We start from the raw sequence: 15,467 nt of genomic DNA on the forward strand, positions 1-15,467 counted from the left end.
GTCAGCAGCCGAATGTCGGTGGTCGGTGAGACCATAGGGGCATGAACAGCCCGACCCTGGCGGAGCTCACGGAGGCGGTCTCGACCGCGGTACCCGTGGCGTCCCTGTGCGGGCTGAACGACGAGAATTTGCTCGCCCTCACCCGGCAGATCGAGGCGCTCGGCCGCTACGCCGACGCGCTCCGGGTGACGGCAGCGGGAGAGATCGCAGCGCGGTCCCGGACGGAGGACGGACCGGCCGGTCTCGCCGCTCGGAAGGGCTGCCGCAGTGCGAACGAACTCCTGCAGCGCCTCACCCAGATCTCCGGCGCCACGGGCGCATCCCGTCTCGGGTTGGCCGCCCTGACGCGGCCGGACACTGCGCTCTCCGGTGCGGCGATGCCGGCCAAGTTCGACCACGTCCGCGCCGCCCTCGAGACCGGCGAGCTGGGCGTGGACGCCGCGATCGCGCTGACGAAGAACCTCGCGCCGCTGCAGGACCGGGTGCACCCCGACGCCCTCGACGCTGCCGAGAAGGAGCTCGTGGCCGCGGCAACCGGTACCTCGCCCGACAGCAGCGTCCCCGCGTCGGCGGACGAGATCCGCATCCAAGCATCGGTCTGGCGCGCCACCCTCGACTCGGACGGGCTCGAACCCGACGAGGCGCACGCGATGGCCAAGCGGAGCTTCCGCCTCGGCCCCGAACGCAACGGACTCATCCCCGTGAGCGGCGGACTCCTGCCCGAAGCGGCGGGCCGAGTGAAGCGACTATTCGACGCGTACCTCACTCCGACGACCGCGCCAGCGTTCCTCACTGACGAGGAACTCGCGGCAAAGGACGCGGTCAAGGACCCGCGGACGAAGGACCAGCAGCGCCACGACATCCTCGTCGGCGTCCTCGACGCCATGGCCCGCAGCGGCGACACCCCGACCGTCGGCGGCGCCGCACCCACCGTGCTCGTGACGGTGCGGGCGGAGGATTTGGACACTGGCGGCGCAGGCTACGCGGACGGGGTCGACTCGCCCCTGTCACCCACCACGGTTCAACAGCTGGTGTGTAGCGGCGGCACGCAAAAGGTGCTGATCGGCAGAAACGGGCGCATCCTCAAGCTGGGCTCGGCGGAGCGGTGCTTCACCGCACCACAGCGCAGGGCGATCACCGCCCGGGACGGTGGCTGCCTCATCCCCGGTTGCTCGATCCCCGCAGGCTGGTGCGAGGTCCACCACGTCATCCCCGCGGCAGACGGCGGGCCGACGCACCCGGACAACGGCGTCCTCCTGTGCTGGTTCCACCACCGCACCATCGACACCTCAGGCTGGGCGATCCGCATGCGCGCCGGAGCACCCGAGGTACAAGCGCCGCCATGGCTGGACCACACCCGCCGATGGCGCCCAGCAACAAAGAGCCGAACCGCGACGGCGGCGCGCGTGAGCCGACACGGACCGTGAGCTCCACCACGGTCCCTGAGCTCCACCACGGTCCCTGAGCTTGTCGAAGGGACGCAAGCGGCAGACGTTCGAGACGCGCGTCCTAGCGCAGAGAGCGGAGGCCCGCGAGTTGGGCAGCGGCCCGCTCGAGCACGTCGACGCGTTTGCAGAACGCGAATCGCATCAGGGACGACAGCTCCCGGGCCGCGGGCTCGTGGCAGAACGCGGAGATGGGGATCGCTACAACACCGGCGAGCTCCGGCAAGCGCCGGCACAGGTCCGCGGCGTCCTGGAACCCGAGTGGGGCGGCATCCGCCGTGATGAAGTACGACCCACGCGGGCTGCCTACCTCGAATCCCGCCGCCCGCAGACCCTTGGCGAGCAGGTCGCGCTTGTGCGCCAGATCCGCCGCGATGTGGTCGAAGTACGAGTCGGGCAAGCCGAGGCCGAGCGCGATCGCCGGCTGGAACGGCGCGCCGTTCACGTAGGTGAGGAACTGCTTCACGGCGACGATCGCGCCGACGATCTCCCGCGGCGCCGTCAGCCAGCCGATCTTCCACCCCGTCGTGTTGAAGGTTTTGCCGCCCGACGAGATGGTGATGGTCCGATCCCGCGCGCCGGGCAGGGTGGCGATCGGGATGTGCTCGACCTCGAAGGTCAGGTGCTCGTACACCTCGTCGGTCACGAGGAGTGCATCGTGCTGATGGGCGAGCTCGACCAGCAGTTCCAGGGTTTCGCGCTCCAGCACAGTCCCGGTGGGGTTGTGCGGATTGTTGATCAGGATGATGCGCGTGCGGTCGGTGACGGCGCGCCGCAGTTCGTCGTGGTCCGGCTGGAAGTCGGGCGCGCGCAGGGTGACGGTCGTGTGCACGGCGTCGGCCAGGCCGATGAGTCCGCCGTAGGCGTCGTAGAACGGCTCGAGCGTCAGCACCTCGTCGCCGGGCTCGACCAGCGCGAGCAGGGTCGCCGCGAGCGCCTCCGTTGCACCGGCGGTCACCAGGACCTCCTGATCCGGATCCACCGATAGCCCGTAGAAGCGCTTCTGATGGGCGGCGATCGCCTCCCGAAGAACCGGCATGCCGAGTCCCGGCGGGTACTGGTTGATGCCGTCCGCGATCGCCCGCCGGGCCGCCTCAAGCACCTCGGCCGGGCCGTCCTCATCAGGGAAGCCCTGACCCAGGTTGATCGCGCCCGTGCGCGCCGCAAGCGCGCTCATCTCGGCGAAGATCGTCGTGCCCGGAGTTCCGTCGTCGTTGAGCAGCATGGCGCCGCTCGCGGCTCGAAGCCACGCCCCTCGTACGCTCATGCGCCCACCGTACCCGCAGGACGCCCTCGGCCCGCCCACCATGACGCTCGCATCGCTGTGGAAAAACCTGTCCGGCGGTGGGGCTGCTGCTCTACCGTTTCGGCATGAGGACTGCGCGGCGGCATCCCATCCGTGTCGTGACGGTCACCGCTGCCCTGTTGCTCGTCCTCGTCGGCTGCACGCAACCGTCCCCCGAGCCGACTCCGACGCCCTCGCCCGCCCCCAATCCGGTCTTCGCGTCGGATGAGGAGGCCCTGGCGGCGGCGGAGAAGGCGTACGCGGACTACCTCGCCATGTCGGACCTGATCGCACAGGAGGGCGGTGCGCACCCGGAGCGAATGGAAGAGGTGGCTACGGGTGAAGCGCTAACCGATGGAATCGCTGACGCTGCCCGGTACGAGGAGTCCGGCTATTTCGGTGTTGGCGTCTCGAAGTTCGATCGCATGAGTGTGCAGTCACGTACCGATGGGCCACCACCGACCCTTCGCACCTATGTCTGTCTCGATGTCTCGGGCACCAAAATTGTGGACTCTTCTGGGACCACTGTCGTTGAGACTCCCGGTTCGCCTCGAACGCCGCTTGAAGTCTCCTTCGAGCGAGTCGAACGAGGGGGAAGCTGGCTTGTCTCCGACTCAGTCCTCTGGGAGGGAGCTAATTTTTGCTAAGGCGCATCTGTCGGTGGTTCCCGCTTGTAATTCTTACGTCCTTGCTGGTGCCGGTCACTTCAGCCCAGGCGGCACCCGGTAGCTGCACTCCTACAGATGTCCGCTTTGGTACCTGCAGTAGTTCCGCCGGAGTTCAAGGCGGTCGCGTGGTCGTAGAGGGCACCGCGACGACGACGACCCCGGGCAGTGGTGGCGGCTCGGGTGGCGGTGGTGCGGCACCGCAGGCGCCGAGCGCGAACACTGGCCTGGGCACCGGCGCCGGTGTTGGGCCCGGCGCGGGCGGAGCGTCGGCCGTACGCGGCGGGGGTGTCGGCACCGGGGGAGGCAGCGGCAGTGGCACCGGGGGAGGGGGAGCTGGGGTGCCCGCGCCTCCCGCCCCTCCGCCGGTGCGGCCGCTGGTCGGTTGCGGATTGAACGCGGATGCGCTCGGCTGCACCACCGCCCCTTCCGCTCCCGGGGTGCCCGCGCCCGAGGCTGCCGCACCCGTTGCGCCCGGCACCCCGGTCGCGCCCACGCCGCCCGTCGTCGTGACGGTAACCGACCTCGTCGACTTCCGGCCCCCCACCGCGACCGCCCACATGGAGCCGAACGGCTGGGCCGTCGTGGGGCTGCCCGCGAACTTCTACGCGACGCTCGAGGGCCCGTGGGAGCAGACCGGCATGCTGCTCGGCCAGCCCGCGTCGGTCCGGTTCCAGCCCGCCGGGTTCACCTGGGACTACGGCGACGGAACCAGGTCCACCGCCGCGGTTGCCGGCTCGTCCTGGGAGGAGGCGTCGCTCGCCGAGTTCTCGACCACCGGGACCAGCCACGAGTACGCGAGCGCCGGCGACTACCGCGTCGCGCTCACCGTGCACTACTCGGCGGAGTACCGGTACGGCGGGGAGGCATGGCTGCCGGTTGCGGGGATCCTGCCCGTGGACAGCGGGGTGCTGCCGGTCTCCGCGGGCAGCGCTCAGACCGTGCTGGTAGAACGGGTGTGCACGCAGAACCCGCGGGGGCCCGGGTGTTGACCTCATAACCTTCGGCCAGATGCCTCCCAGTGCCGTCATAGAGAACGCTTAGACAGGAAGCGGAAGCTTGCGTGCAGTTGAGAGGAGCACCACTTCATGACCGACAGCCACAGGGATCCCGAAGAGATCCGGCAGGTCCCCGGTTCCGGCGCCGACGACGCCCGCACCGCATCGAACGTCCACCCCGAGGGCGGCGAGTACCGCGCCGACACCGCCGCCACTCAGCCCCTCCCGCCGAGGGACGCAGCTCCGACGGAGGACTTCGGTGTCGCGCCCCGCGCGGCCGAGGGCTCCTCTCCCGCAGGCGTCGCCGGAAACGCCGATGACGCGGGCCAGACGGCCCCCTACCCCGCCTTCCAGCAGCCGCAGGCTCAGCAGCCGCAGGCCACCCCCTACGGACAGCAGCCCAGCGCCCCTCGCTACGGAAATGAGCACGCCGGCGCTCAGCAGCCCAGCGCCCCGCAGTACGGCGGCCAGGGCTACGGCGCCGCGCCGCACACGTCCACCCCGTACCCGGGTGAGTACCCCGGCGGAGCGGCGCAGCCCGCCGGTGCCGCCGGTGCCGCCGGCGCCGCCGGAGCCGCGGGAAAGACGACGACCACGAAGCGCCGCACCGCGCCCCTCCTGCTCGCCGGCGTCGCCGTCGGCGCGCTGATCGGCGGCGTCGCCGGCGGCGGCATGACCGCTCTGCTCACGAACGACGACACCCCCGCCACCACGAGCAGCACCTCAGAGTCGCCCACCAACGTGATCGTGAACGACCCCAACGACGCGACCGTGGTCACCGAGGTCGCTCAGAAGGCGTCCCCTTCGGTCGTCACCATCTCCGTCGCCGGAGCTCAGGGCGGCGGCACCGGATCCGGTGTCATCCTGTCCGCGGACGGCTTCATCCTCACCAACACGCACGTGGTGACCCTCGACGGCCAGACCGGCTCGCCCGAGATCCAGGTCACCACGACCGACGGCAGGAACTTCAGCGCCGACCTCGTGGGCACCGACCCGATCGCCGACCTCGCCGTGATCAAGCTCCGCGACGCCAGCGGCCTGCCGACCATCGAGTTCGCGGACTCCGACAGCCTGAACGTCGGCGAGATGACGGTCGCCATCGGTGCCCCGCTCGGCCTGTCCAACACCGTGACCAACGGCATCGTCAGCGCGCTCAACCGCAGCATCCAGGTCGCGTCCGCGGCCGCGCCCGAGGACGACAGCAGCAGCGGTGACTCCGGCGGCCAGACGCCGTTCGACTTCTGGGAGTTCGGCGACCAGACGCCGAGCCAGGGGTCGACGCAGTCCGCCGCGATCTCCCTCGCCGTCATCCAGACGGACGCGGCCATCAACCCCGGCAACTCGGGCGGCGCGCTCCTCGACTCCGACGGCAAGCTGATCGGCATCAACGTCGCCATCGCGAGCGCGGGCGGCTCGTCCTCCACCTCCGCGTCCGGCAACATCGGTGTCGGCTTCGCCATCCCGTCGAACTTCGCCAAGCGCATCGCCGACGAGATCATCGAGGACGGCCAGGCCAGCCACGGCCTCCTCGGCGCCTCGGTCAGCGACGCGGATGCGGACGGCAACGTCCTTCCGGTGTCCGGCGCCTACATCGTCCGCACCACGGGCGGCGGCGCCGCGGCGAACGCGGGCCTCCAGGCCGGCGACATCGTCACCGGCATCAACGGCGTCGGCGTCGCGAGCTCCACCGACCTGACCGCCCAGGTCCGTGTGCTCCAGGGCGGCGCGGAGACCGAGATCACCTACGTCCGGGACGGCGAGGAGAACACCGTCGACGTCACCCTCGGCACGCTGTAGGCCCCCGGTTCGGACCGGGAGAGACGGCGACGGCCGCGCGGTTTTCCGCGCGGTCGTCGCCGTTCCGCTGCCCCGGTGAGCCGCCGGGTCGGGGTCTGATCGGCTGATAAACTGCGAGCCGGGACACGCCCGCGCCAGGACGGCGGAACTCGACACGAGGGATGAATGGCGCAACAGGCACCGGGCGAGGCAGCGGGATCGAGTCTCGATCTGCCCGCCGTGTCCTACGTCATGCCGATCCTCAACGAGGCGGACCACATCGAGTCCGCCGTGCAGAGCATGCTCGACCAGGACTACCCGGGCGACGTGCAGATCGTCCTCGCGCTAGGCCCCAGCACCGACGGCACGACCGAGCTCGTGCACCGGATGTCGCAGCGCGATCCGCGCATCCAGAGCGTCGACAACCGCTCCGGATCCACGCCGGCCGGACTGAACGCCGCCATCCGCGCGACCGTGCATCCCATCGTCGTGCGGGTCGACGCGCACTCCGTGCTTCCCCCCGACTACACCCGCATCGCGGTGGAGACGCTGCAGCGGACCGGTGCCGACAACGTCGGCGGGGTCATGTTCGCGGAGGGGCGGACGCCGTTCGAGAAGGCCGTCGCGCGGGCGTATCGAACCCGGGTGGGTCTCGGCGGCACCGCCCACCACGTCGGCGGCAAGGAGGGCCCCGCCGAGACCGCGTACCTCGGCTCGTTCCAGCGCCACCGCCTCCTCGAGGTGGGCCTGTTCGACGAGGGGATCCGCCGGGGACAGGACTGGGAGCTGAACCGCCGCCTGCGCGCGACGGGCGGCGTCGTCTGGTTCACGCCGCGGATGAAGGTGACCTACCGACCGCGCTCGGGCGTCCGCCCCCTGGTCAAGCAGTTCTTCGCCACCGGCCTCTGGCGCGGCGACCTCGCCCGCCGCTTCACGCGGTCGAACTCGATCCGCTACTTCGTGCCGCCGATCATGGTCCTCGCGGTGGTGCTCGGCACCCTGATCGGCATCGCCGGGCTCGCCGCCTCGGCCGCCGGCAGCGCGCTCGCCTGGCTCACCCTCGCGTTCGTGATCCCGGTCGTCTACGTGCTGTTCGTGGTCGTCTCGACGGTGCTCGTGGCCGCCCGCGACGGGTTCGCGTCGATGCTCTGGTTTCTTCTAGTGTTGCCCTGCATCCACTTCAGCTGGGGGGTCGGGTTCATCTTCGGCTTCTTCCGGCTCACCGGTGATCTCACCGGCCACACCGGGAGATAGACCATGAGTGCCGGAGACCGACCGCCGCTGGCCACCCCGCCCCGATCCATCGAGGAGCTGCGGCGTGTCACCCAGCCGCCCGAGGTCCGGCTGCGGCGCAACGCGGAGCACTGGACCGCGCACCTCTACCTGCGGGACCTGTCCCCGTACGTGACGTGGCTGCTGCTGCGCACGCGGATCAGCGCCAACGGCGTCACGGTGCTGATGATCCTCACCGGCTGGCTCACCGCGGCGTCCCTGCTGCTCCCCGGCATCGGCGGTGCGTTCCTCGCGCTCGTCCTCGGTCAGCTGCAGATGCTGCTCGACTGCTGCGACGGGGAGGTGGCGCGCTGGCGCCGCACGTCGTCGCCCGTCGGTCACTTCCTCGACGCCGTGGGCCACTACTCCACGGAGACGCTGATCGTGCTCGCGCTCGGCGTCCGCGCCGCGGGCTACCCGTTCGAGGCGCCGGGGGACTTCCTCTGGACGACCCTGGCGTTCGCGGTGGCCCTGCTGATCGTGCTCAACAAGGCGCTCAACGACCTCGTGCGCGTGGCCCGGGCGAGCGCTGACCTGCCCAAGGCGCCCGCGACGGACGCCACGGTCGCCCCGCGCCAGCGCCTGCTGGCCGTCGCCCGCCGCGCGGTGCGCTTCTTCCCGTTCCACCGGATGTTCCACTCGGTCGAGCTGACCATCGTCACGTTCGTCGTCGCCCTGATCGGCATCGTGGCGGGTCATCCCGAGACGGATCGGGTCTACCTCGCGGTGCTCGTGCCCCTGGCGGTGCTGGCCCTCGCGGGCCACTTCGTGATGATCATGAACTCGCGACGGCTGACCTCCGCGTGAGTGATCCGACCGTCGGCGTGGTCATCCTCAGCCAGGGCACCCGGGCGAGGGAGCTGGACGCGGCCCTGGCGAGCGCGATGGCCCAGACCGGCGTCGTGGTCGAGGCGGTCGTCGTCGGCAACGGCTGGGCCCCGACCGGCCTCCCCGAGGGCGTGCGCGCCGTCGCGCTGCCCCGCAACATCGGCATCCCCGCCGGCCGCAACGCGGGCGTCGACGCCGTGGCGGGGGAGTACCTCTTCTTCCTCGACGACGACGAGTCCGTGCCGAGCCCGCGCTTCCTGTCCGACGTCATCGCGCTGATGCGCCGGGACCCCAGCGTCGCGCTCGTTCAGCCCCGCATCGTCGATCCCCGGGGCGGCGAGCTCCCGCGCCGCTGGATCCCGCGCATCCGCAAGGGCTCGCCCGAGCGTCCGAGCGCGGTGTTCTCGGTGGTGGAGGGCGCCGTGGTGATCCCGCGGGACGTGTTCGAGCGTGCCGGCCGCTGGGCGGGTGAGTTCTTTTATGCCCACGAGGGCATCGAGCTGGCGTGGCGGGTCTGGGATCAGGGGCTCCGCGCCTGGTACGCCGGCGACCTCGTCGCGCACCACCCGGCCGTCGCCGTGACCCGGCACGCCGAGTTCTACCGGCTCAACGCGCGCAACCGGGTCTGGCTCGCCCGCCGCAACCTCCCCGTGCCGCTCATTCCGCTCTATGTCGGATCCTGGACCGCGGTGCAGCTCCTGCGCAGCGCCCGCAACCGCACCGGGCTTCGGGACTGGTGGGGCGGCTGGATCACCGGCTGGCGCGAGTCGCCGGGGGAGCGGCGTCCCCTCCGCTGGCGCACGGTGTTCCGCATGACCCTCGCCGGGCGGCCTCCGGTCATCTGACGCGAGGCGGTCACGATTCGCTTTCGGTCTGCGCCGGAACGGAGGCGTGGCGAAGGAGCGGGATGGCGCGTCGGTACCCTCGAATCCATGGGACTGGTGAGAGACGCGCGCCTGGGGGTGCGAGCGATCCTCAGTCTGCTGCGCCAGCGGCAGGCTAGGGGTGTGCTGCAGGGCAAGCTGGCCACGGCGGAGCCGCTGCCGCGTAATCGCTTTGCGATCGGCGTCTACTTCGCGGACTCCGCGGTGAACCTCTACCAGATCCGGCAGTGGTACCGCCCGCTCACCGAGCTCGCGAAGACCTGGCCCGTCGTCATCCTCTCCCGCAGCCCCAGCGGCGCGAACGAGCTGCTCGACGAGTCGCCGCTGCCCGTGGCGTACGTGCGGCGTGTCGTCGACCTCGAGCAGGTGATCGCGGAGCAGGAGCTGCGGATCGTGTTCTACGTGAACCAGAACACCCGCAACTTCCAGATGATGCGCTACGGGCGCCGCTGGCACGTGTTCATCAACCACGGCGAGTCCGACAAGATGTACATGACCACGAACCAGTTCAAGGCGTACGACTACAGCTTCGTCGCCGGCGACGCGGCCCTCACCCGGCTCGGCAAGGTGCTCTGGGACTACGACTTCGACCGGCGTGCCATCCCCATCGGCCGCCCGCAGGCGGACCACTACTCCGGCGTCCTGCCCTACACCCCGGACGACCGGCAGGTGATCCTCTACGCGCCGACCTGGGAGGGCGACCGCCCCGCCGCCGCGTACGGATCCATCGCCTCTCACGGCGTCGCACTCGTGCGCGGGCTGCTCCAGACCGGGCGGCATCGGGTCATCTACCGGCCGCACCCCCGCAGCGGCGTCGTCGACCCGGTGTACCGGCGGGCGAACCACGACATCATCCGGCTGATCGAGCAGGCGAATCTCGCAGACTCCGCCGCCCAGCACGTCTTCGACGACAGCGCGGACCTCGGCTGGCAGCTTGCGGCGGCGGACGTCGCCATCGTCGACATCTCCGCGATGGTCTACGACCGGCTCGCGACAGGCAAACCCCTGCTCGTCACGCGGCCGACCGCGGCGGAGGCGCAGGTCGACACCGGCGGCTACCTCTCCGACTGCGAGTGGCTGACCGCCGACGAGGCCACGGGGATCGTCGAGCGGCTCGACGCGCTCGCGGACGACGTCGCCGCGGGCGGCCGGCTCGCCGCCTGGGTGCAGCACTACTTCGGCGACACGACGCCCGGCGCCGCGACGGCACGCTTCCACGGCGCGGTGCAGCTGCTCATGGACCGCTGGGAGGAGCACGCGAGCCTGCACGCCCGCGACGACTCCACCGAGCCCGGGAACGCCGACCCGCGCGACGAGGACGACGAGGACGACGCCTAGGGCCCCCGTAGGGCCGCGCCGTCCCGCGCCTGCATGCCCGCTCCGGCTGTGTGCCTCACCGGCTTCACCCTCGCCCGTTGCTTCACCGTCCTACGCGCCCGCCGCTCTTTCCTCGGGCCCGATACCGGGGTAAGGGTGAAACAGACGGCGGGGAGGGCGAATGGACTGGCTCGGCTGGTTCGGCGGCGAGGACTACGAGTTCGCGCGGGAGGTCGTGCAGCGGGGCACGGCCGCCCTGTACGTCGTCGCGTTCGTCTCCGCCGTCAACCAGTTCCCCGTGCTGCTGGGCGAGCGCGGGTTGCTGCCCGCCCCGACGTTCCTGAGGCGGGCGCGCTACCGGGACTTCCCGAGCATCTTCCACTGGCGGTACTCGGACCGGTTCCTGCTGGCCGTGGCCTGGGCGGGGGCGGTCATCGCCGCGGCCCTCGTGGTCGGCCTGCCCCAGCTGGGCCCGCCCTGGTTGACGATGCTCACGTTCCTCGTGCTCTGGGCCCTGTACCTGTCGATCGTGAACATCGGCCAGACCTTCTACGGCTTCGGCTGGGAGAGCCTGCTGGTCGAGGCGGGCTTCGTCGTGGCCTTCCTCGGCTCGAACGACGTCGCGCCGCCGATCCTCATCATCTTCTTCCTCCGCTGGCTGCTGTTCCGGCTGGAGTTCGGCGCGGGCATGATCAAGATCCGGGGCGGTAGCGAGTGGCGCGACCTCACGGCCATGTACTACCACCACGAGACGCAGCCGATGCCGAATCCGGTCAGCTGGTTCGCCCATCACACCCCGACGTGGTTCCACCGCTGCGAGGTGCTCGGCAACCACTTCGTGCAGCTCGTCGTGCCGTTCCTTCTTTTCGCCCCGCAACCCGTGGCGTCCGTCGCCGCGCTGCTGATCATCGCCAGTCAGCTGTTCCTCGTGCTCACCGGCAACTTCTCCTGGCTCAACTGGATCACGATCGTCATCGCGTTCTCCGGCATCAGCGACGGTGTGCTGCGCGCCGTGTTCCCGTGGGCCGGGTTCGAGGGGACGTACGACGCGGACCCGGTCTGGTGGGTCGTCCTCGTCACCGCCGCGTTCCTCTTCCTCGCGGTGCTCAGCTACCGGCCGCTGCGGAACCTGTTCGCGCGCCGGCAGCTCATGAACGCGAGCTTCAACCGGTACCACCTGGTGAACGCTTACGGCGCCTTCGGCACGATCACGAAGGAGCGCAACGAGGTGGTCATCGAGGGGACGGACGACGAGGTGCCGGACGACGACGCGGACTGGCGACCGTACGAGTTCAAGGGCAAGCCCGGCGATCCCGCTCGGATGCCCCCGCAGGTCGCGCCGTACCACCTCCGCCTGGACTGGCTGATGTGGTTCCTCGCCCTCGGGTCCCGGGACACGCGGTGGTTCCAGATGCTGCTGCTCCGGCTGCTCGAGGGGGACCGGCCCACCCTCCGGCTCCTGCGCGGCAATCCGTTCCCGGACGACCCGCCGCGCTGGATCCGGGCGCAGATGTTCCTCTACCGGTACTCGACGCCGCAGGAGCGGCGCGAGCAGCACGTGTGGTGGGTGCGTGTGCCGCTGGGGCTCATCGTCGCGCCGGTGACCCTGCAGCCGGACACCCGGCGCTGATCACGGGTCTGGCGGTCAGGAGCCGGCGGGGAGGTCCTCGGCGGGCGCGTCGTCGGGCGACGGGGCGGCCTGCGGCTTCTTCCGGCCGGGCAGCAGCGAGAGCGGTCCGCGACGGCGCACGACGGCCTCGTCGCTCTCGGGCTTGACGGCCTTCGGGTCGAGGATGGCCGGGAAGACGACGGGCGGCGGCCCGAAGGCCTCGCGCGAGCTCTCGATGACCTTGCGCCCCAGCATGTGGTTGCCGGTGCCGCCGACCACAGCGCCCACCCCGAACGGGATGGCGCGACCGAGAGCGTTGCCGCCGATCCGGGCCGCGAAGCGCTTCACGAACGTGCGCTTGATGCGGTCCGTGATCGGACCCATCGCGAACTGCGGGATGCCGGTGGTGATGACCTGACCCCAGAAGCGGTTGTGGTCCGGCGCTGTCCCCTTCATCTGCCCGGTCAGCTGGCGGACGAGGTCGGCGCCCGCCGTGCCGAGGAGCATCGTCATGACGAGGGCGCGCGCACGCTCGGGGTCCTCGACGGCGATGCCGTGCACCTCGGTGATGGACTGCGCGTACAGCGCGCTCACCTCGAGGAAGCCGACGGTCTCCGCGCCGGTGAGGGCGAGGGAGGCCCCGGTGCCGATGCCCGGAACGACGGCGCTTGCGCCGACCGCCGCGCCACCGGTCGTGACCGCGGCGAGGTAGTTGCGCTCGAGGATGGCGACGAGCTGAGCCGGCGTCGCGCCGGGATGACGGCGACGGATGCGGCGGATGTGAGCGAGGACGACAGGACGCTGGATCGCGAGGACCTTGTCGATGCCCTGCACGACCCGGGGGTCGAGAGACTGCGGATCGGTCATGATCCCGAGTGTACGGGGCCGGACCGGGGCCTGCCGGGGAGTCGGCGCGAGGCAGGCGAGAATGCATATATGCCTCACTAGTATGGCATCTGGTCGCGTTGCGCGGAGGCCGATAAGCATGACGGGTGTCCGAAGCGCAGTCCGAAGCCTCCCGCGTGCTGGGGGGACGGGTGCGCGACGCCCGCGTGGCCCTCGCGCTGAGCCAGGAGGAGACCGCGCACCTCGCCGGCATGAACGTCTCGAACTACGGCAAGATCGAGCGCGGCATGGGGAACCCGAGCCTGCACACGATCGTGCGCATCGCCGCCGTGCTCGGCGTGGACCCGGGCGGGTTCACAAGGGGGCTGCGGGGCGACCAGCTCCCCGAGCGCCGCGCCGTGTACACGGCGGCGGACTACGTGCGGGAGCGCGAGCGGGAGCGCCGCGAGCGCCGCTCCTGACCCGGTTCCTCCTGACTCGGCCGCTCCTGACTGTGCCGCTCCTGATCGAGCGGTCGCGGCTCCCGCCCCCGCGAGGCGTCAGAAGCTGACGCGCCACAGGTACTCGCCCCCGTCCGGCCGGAACCAGCGGACCACGAGGACGGTGTTCAGCGCCAGGTCGTCCTCGTGCCGGAGGATGATGCGCGCGGAGTCGCCGGGGCGCATGGTGATGGGTGCCCGGCAGAGCATCGCGCCGGAGCCGAGCAGGTGCAGCGAGATGGCGTGCAGGACCTCCGAGCCGACGTTCGTCAGCGTGAACAGCGGCGGGCCCAGCGAGCGGTCGAACTCCCAGGGCACGGCGTAGGCGGCGGGCGGTGCATCGTCGTGCGACGCGTCGCCGGACGGCAGTGGCGGTACGAGGCGGATCATGCCGGGCACCATACGACTCGGGTCGGACACCCGCCCGGCGCGAACGGTGGATAGCCGCCCCCTGTGGAGGGCCGCTACTTCTGCTTCGGCGGATAGTCCGCGTTGTACGCCGCGAGCACGTCGGCAATGGGCCCGTCGAGCACGAGCGCGCCCTTGTCGAGGTAGAGCCCGCGCGTGCAGAACCGCCGCAGGTCCTTCTCGTTGTGCGACACGAAGAAGAGGGTCCGGCCGCCGGCCAGGAGCTCCTCGATGCGCCGGTAGCACTTCTCCCGGAACGCGCGGTCGCCCACCGCGAGCACCTCGTCCACGAGCATCACCGGCTCCTCGAGCCGGGAGATGACCGAGAAGGCGATGCGCACCTTCATGCCGCTCGACAGGTGCTTGTACGGCGTGTCCACGAAGTCGGCGATCTCGGCGAACTCGATGATCTCGTCGAACCGGGCGTCGATGTCGGCCCGCGTCATGCCGTGCAGTCCGGCCGTGAGGTAGACGTTGTCGCGCACCGTCAGGTCGTTCACGAAGCCGCCGGTGATCTCGATGAGCGGCGCCACGCCCGCGCCGACCCGCACCGTGCCCTCGTCGGGCAGGATCACCTCGGCGACGAGCTTGAGCAGCGTCGACTTGCCCTGGCCGTTGCGGCCGACGACGCCGATGGCCTCACCCGGTCGCACGTCGAAGGTGACGTTGCGCAGCGGCCAGAACTCGCCCGGGCGCGAACGGCGTGAGCTGCCGGCGAACAGGTCCTTGAAGTTGCGGCGCCCGCGCCGGTTCCGCCGGAACCGGATCCCGGCGTCGCGCACGGAGATGACGGGGCTTCCGGCGATGGTGGATGCGGTGGCGGACACGGCTAGATCTCCTTCAGCACGGCGCGGATGCTGCGGCGGAAGATGACGAGCCCAATCCCGAGCAGCACGAGCGACATGGCCGCGCTGACGCCGACGTAGAACGAGTCGAGCTGCTCGGGGAAGAACGCGGCGCGGTACAGGCCGAAGATGCCGCTCAGCGGGTTGAACGCCGCCCAGAAGTGGAACCCCTCGGGCAGGTCGGCGGAGGCGTAGACGATGGGCGACGCGTAGAAGAGGAAGCGCAGCACGAGCTTCACCGCGCGCTCGAGGTCGCGGAAGAACACCACGAGCGGGGCGACGATCAGGCCGACGCCCATGAGCAGGATCGCCTGGATCACGAAGGCGAGCGGCCACAGCAGCACCCAGGGGGTAAGCGTCGCTCCGGTGACGAGCGCGAACGCCGCAAGCACGGGAATGCTCGCCACGAACTCGAAGCCCTTGGACGCGATCAGGCGGAACACCCAGATGGTCCGGGGGATCTTCGTGGAGCGGATGAGCTTGGCCTCGGCCAGGAACGCGCGGGTCGAGTCGGACGCGGCACCGGTGAACCACATCCACGGCAGCAGGCCGCAGAGCAGGAACACGATGTACGGCTCGGTGCCGACGTCGCGGCTGAAGACCTGGGTGAAGACGAACCAGTAGATCCCCGACATGACGAGGGGATCGAGGATTGACCAGAGATAGCCGAGGGCGGAGGTGGAGTAGCGGACTTTCAGGTCACGCGTCGTGAGGAGCCAGAGGGCGTGGCGATACCGGGAGGCGTTCGAGCGCTGTACAGCGCCCGCGGATCCAACCACGTGTCAGGGGTTCCATTTCGTCAGCACCCCG

At 70.6% G+C, this 15,467-nt stretch carries 15 protein-coding genes; 10 read left to right on the forward strand and 5 right to left on the reverse strand.

The window, feature by feature from the left end:
- Positions 1-41: 41 nt before the first annotated feature.
- Positions 42-1,427, forward strand: coding sequence for an HNH endonuclease signature motif containing protein (locus tag DAI20_RS09720; RefSeq protein ID WP_108250349.1), 1,386 nt, complete (start codon positions 42-44; stop codon positions 1,425-1,427).
- 82 nt (positions 1,428-1,509) lie between these two features.
- Here the strand turns inward: DAI20_RS09720 and DAI20_RS09725 are convergent, their stop codons facing one another.
- Positions 1,510-2,712 (reverse strand): pyridoxal phosphate-dependent aminotransferase, encoded by a 1,203-nt coding sequence (locus DAI20_RS09725; protein WP_108250350.1) that lies wholly within the window; start codon positions 2,710-2,712, stop codon positions 1,510-1,512.
- Between the two features lie 77 nt (positions 2,713-2,789).
- On the opposite strand from DAI20_RS09725, the gene DAI20_RS09730 reads away from it, so the two are divergent.
- From DAI20_RS09730 to DAI20_RS09775, 8 genes are all read left to right on the forward strand, one after another.
- Positions 2,790-3,377 carry a hypothetical protein gene (locus DAI20_RS09730; RefSeq protein WP_108250351.1) on the forward strand — a complete coding sequence of 196 codons (588 nt, stop codon included), beginning with the start codon at positions 2,790-2,792 and terminating at the stop codon, positions 3,375-3,377.
- Positions 3,378-3,835: 458 nt separating this feature from the next.
- Entirely contained in the window at positions 3,836-4,387 is a 552-nt protein-coding gene (locus tag DAI20_RS09735; protein ID WP_159084985.1) for a hypothetical protein, read from the forward strand.
- A gap of 96 nt (positions 4,388-4,483) precedes the next feature.
- A complete protein-coding gene (locus DAI20_RS09750) occupies positions 4,484-6,190 on the forward strand; it encodes a S1C family serine protease (RefSeq protein ID WP_240606001.1) in 1,707 nt (568 codons plus the stop codon).
- Positions 6,191-6,355: 165 nt separating this feature from the next.
- On the forward strand, positions 6,356-7,423 hold the full coding sequence (locus tag DAI20_RS09755; protein WP_108250355.1) for a glycosyltransferase family 2 protein: 1,068 nt from the start codon (positions 6,356-6,358) through the stop codon (positions 7,421-7,423).
- A 3-nt stretch (positions 7,424-7,426) separates the two neighbouring features.
- Positions 7,427-8,248 carry a CDP-alcohol phosphatidyltransferase family protein gene (locus DAI20_RS09760; protein ID WP_108250356.1) on the forward strand — a complete coding sequence of 274 codons (822 nt, stop codon included), beginning with the start codon at positions 7,427-7,429 and terminating at the stop codon, positions 8,246-8,248.
- On the forward strand, positions 8,245-9,114 hold the full coding sequence (locus tag DAI20_RS09765) for a glycosyltransferase family 2 protein (RefSeq protein ID WP_240606002.1): 870 nt from the start codon (positions 8,245-8,247) through the stop codon (positions 9,112-9,114). The genes DAI20_RS09760 and DAI20_RS09765 overlap by 4 nt, the downstream gene beginning before the upstream one ends.
- 87 nt (positions 9,115-9,201) lie before the next feature.
- Entirely contained in the window at positions 9,202-10,491 is a 1,290-nt protein-coding gene (locus tag DAI20_RS09770; protein WP_108250357.1) for a CDP-glycerol glycerophosphotransferase family protein, read from the forward strand.
- Positions 10,492-10,651: 160 nt separating this feature from the next.
- A complete protein-coding gene (locus DAI20_RS09775; RefSeq protein ID WP_108250358.1) occupies positions 10,652-12,100 on the forward strand; it encodes a lipase maturation factor family protein in 1,449 nt (482 codons plus the stop codon).
- A 15-nt stretch (positions 12,101-12,115) separates the two neighbouring features.
- Here DAI20_RS09775 and DAI20_RS09780 read toward each other — a convergent pair whose 3' ends face one another.
- Positions 12,116-12,946, reverse strand: coding sequence for a hypothetical protein (locus DAI20_RS09780; protein ID WP_108250359.1), 831 nt, complete (start codon positions 12,944-12,946; stop codon positions 12,116-12,118).
- 125 nt (positions 12,947-13,071) lie between these two features.
- Between DAI20_RS09780 and DAI20_RS09785 the strand changes: the two genes are divergently transcribed.
- A complete protein-coding gene (locus DAI20_RS09785) occupies positions 13,072-13,386 on the forward strand; it encodes a helix-turn-helix domain-containing protein (RefSeq protein WP_108250360.1) in 315 nt (104 codons plus the stop codon).
- A gap of 78 nt (positions 13,387-13,464) precedes the next feature.
- On the opposite strand, the gene DAI20_RS09790 is transcribed toward DAI20_RS09785, so the two are convergent.
- The 3 genes from DAI20_RS09790 to DAI20_RS09800 all read right to left on the reverse strand — a co-directional run bounded on the left by DAI20_RS09790 (position 13,465) and on the right by DAI20_RS09800 (position 15,436).
- On the reverse strand, positions 13,465-13,794 hold the full coding sequence (locus tag DAI20_RS09790) for a hypothetical protein (RefSeq protein ID WP_108250636.1): 330 nt from the start codon (positions 13,792-13,794) through the stop codon (positions 13,465-13,467).
- Positions 13,795-13,868: 74 nt separating this feature from the next.
- On the reverse strand, positions 13,869-14,639 hold the full coding sequence (locus DAI20_RS09795) for an ABC transporter ATP-binding protein (RefSeq protein WP_240606003.1): 771 nt from the start codon (positions 14,637-14,639) through the stop codon (positions 13,869-13,871).
- Between the two features lie 2 nt (positions 14,640-14,641).
- A complete protein-coding gene (locus DAI20_RS09800; protein ID WP_108250361.1) occupies positions 14,642-15,436 on the reverse strand; it encodes an ABC transporter permease in 795 nt (264 codons plus the stop codon).
- Positions 15,437-15,467: the final 31 nt, after the last annotated feature.

This window comes from Planctomonas deserti (assembly GCF_003067705.1).
Taxonomy (GTDB): Bacteria; Actinomycetota; Actinomycetes; order Actinomycetales; family Microbacteriaceae; genus Planctomonas; species Planctomonas deserti.

What these genes read in the sequence shown, in the direction of transcription:
- DAI20_RS09775 (WP_108250358.1), top strand. Translation starts at nt 10,652, where the DNA reads ATGGACTGGCTCGGCTGGTTCGGCGGCGAGGACTACGAGTTCGCGCGG.
- DAI20_RS09750 (WP_240606001.1), top strand. Translation starts at nt 4,484, where the DNA reads ATGACCGACAGCCACAGGGATCCCGAAGAGATCCGGCAGGTCCCCGGT.
- DAI20_RS09725 (WP_108250350.1), bottom strand. Translation starts at nt 2,712, where the DNA reads ATGAGCGTACGAGGGGCGTGGCTTCGAGCCGCGAGCGGCGCCATGCTG.
- DAI20_RS09755 (WP_108250355.1), top strand. Translation starts at nt 6,356, where the DNA reads ATGGCGCAACAGGCACCGGGCGAGGCAGCGGGATCGAGTCTCGATCTG.
- DAI20_RS09780 (WP_108250359.1), bottom strand. Translation starts at nt 12,946, where the DNA reads ATGACCGATCCGCAGTCTCTCGACCCCCGGGTCGTGCAGGGCATCGAC.
- DAI20_RS09790 (WP_108250636.1), bottom strand. Translation starts at nt 13,794, where the DNA reads ATGATCCGCCTCGTACCGCCACTGCCGTCCGGCGACGCGTCGCACGAC.
- DAI20_RS09760 (WP_108250356.1), top strand. Translation starts at nt 7,427, where the DNA reads ATGAGTGCCGGAGACCGACCGCCGCTGGCCACCCCGCCCCGATCCATC.
- DAI20_RS09720 (WP_108250349.1), top strand. Translation starts at nt 42, where the DNA reads ATGAACAGCCCGACCCTGGCGGAGCTCACGGAGGCGGTCTCGACCGCG.
- DAI20_RS09770 (WP_108250357.1), top strand. Translation starts at nt 9,202, where the DNA reads ATGGGACTGGTGAGAGACGCGCGCCTGGGGGTGCGAGCGATCCTCAGT.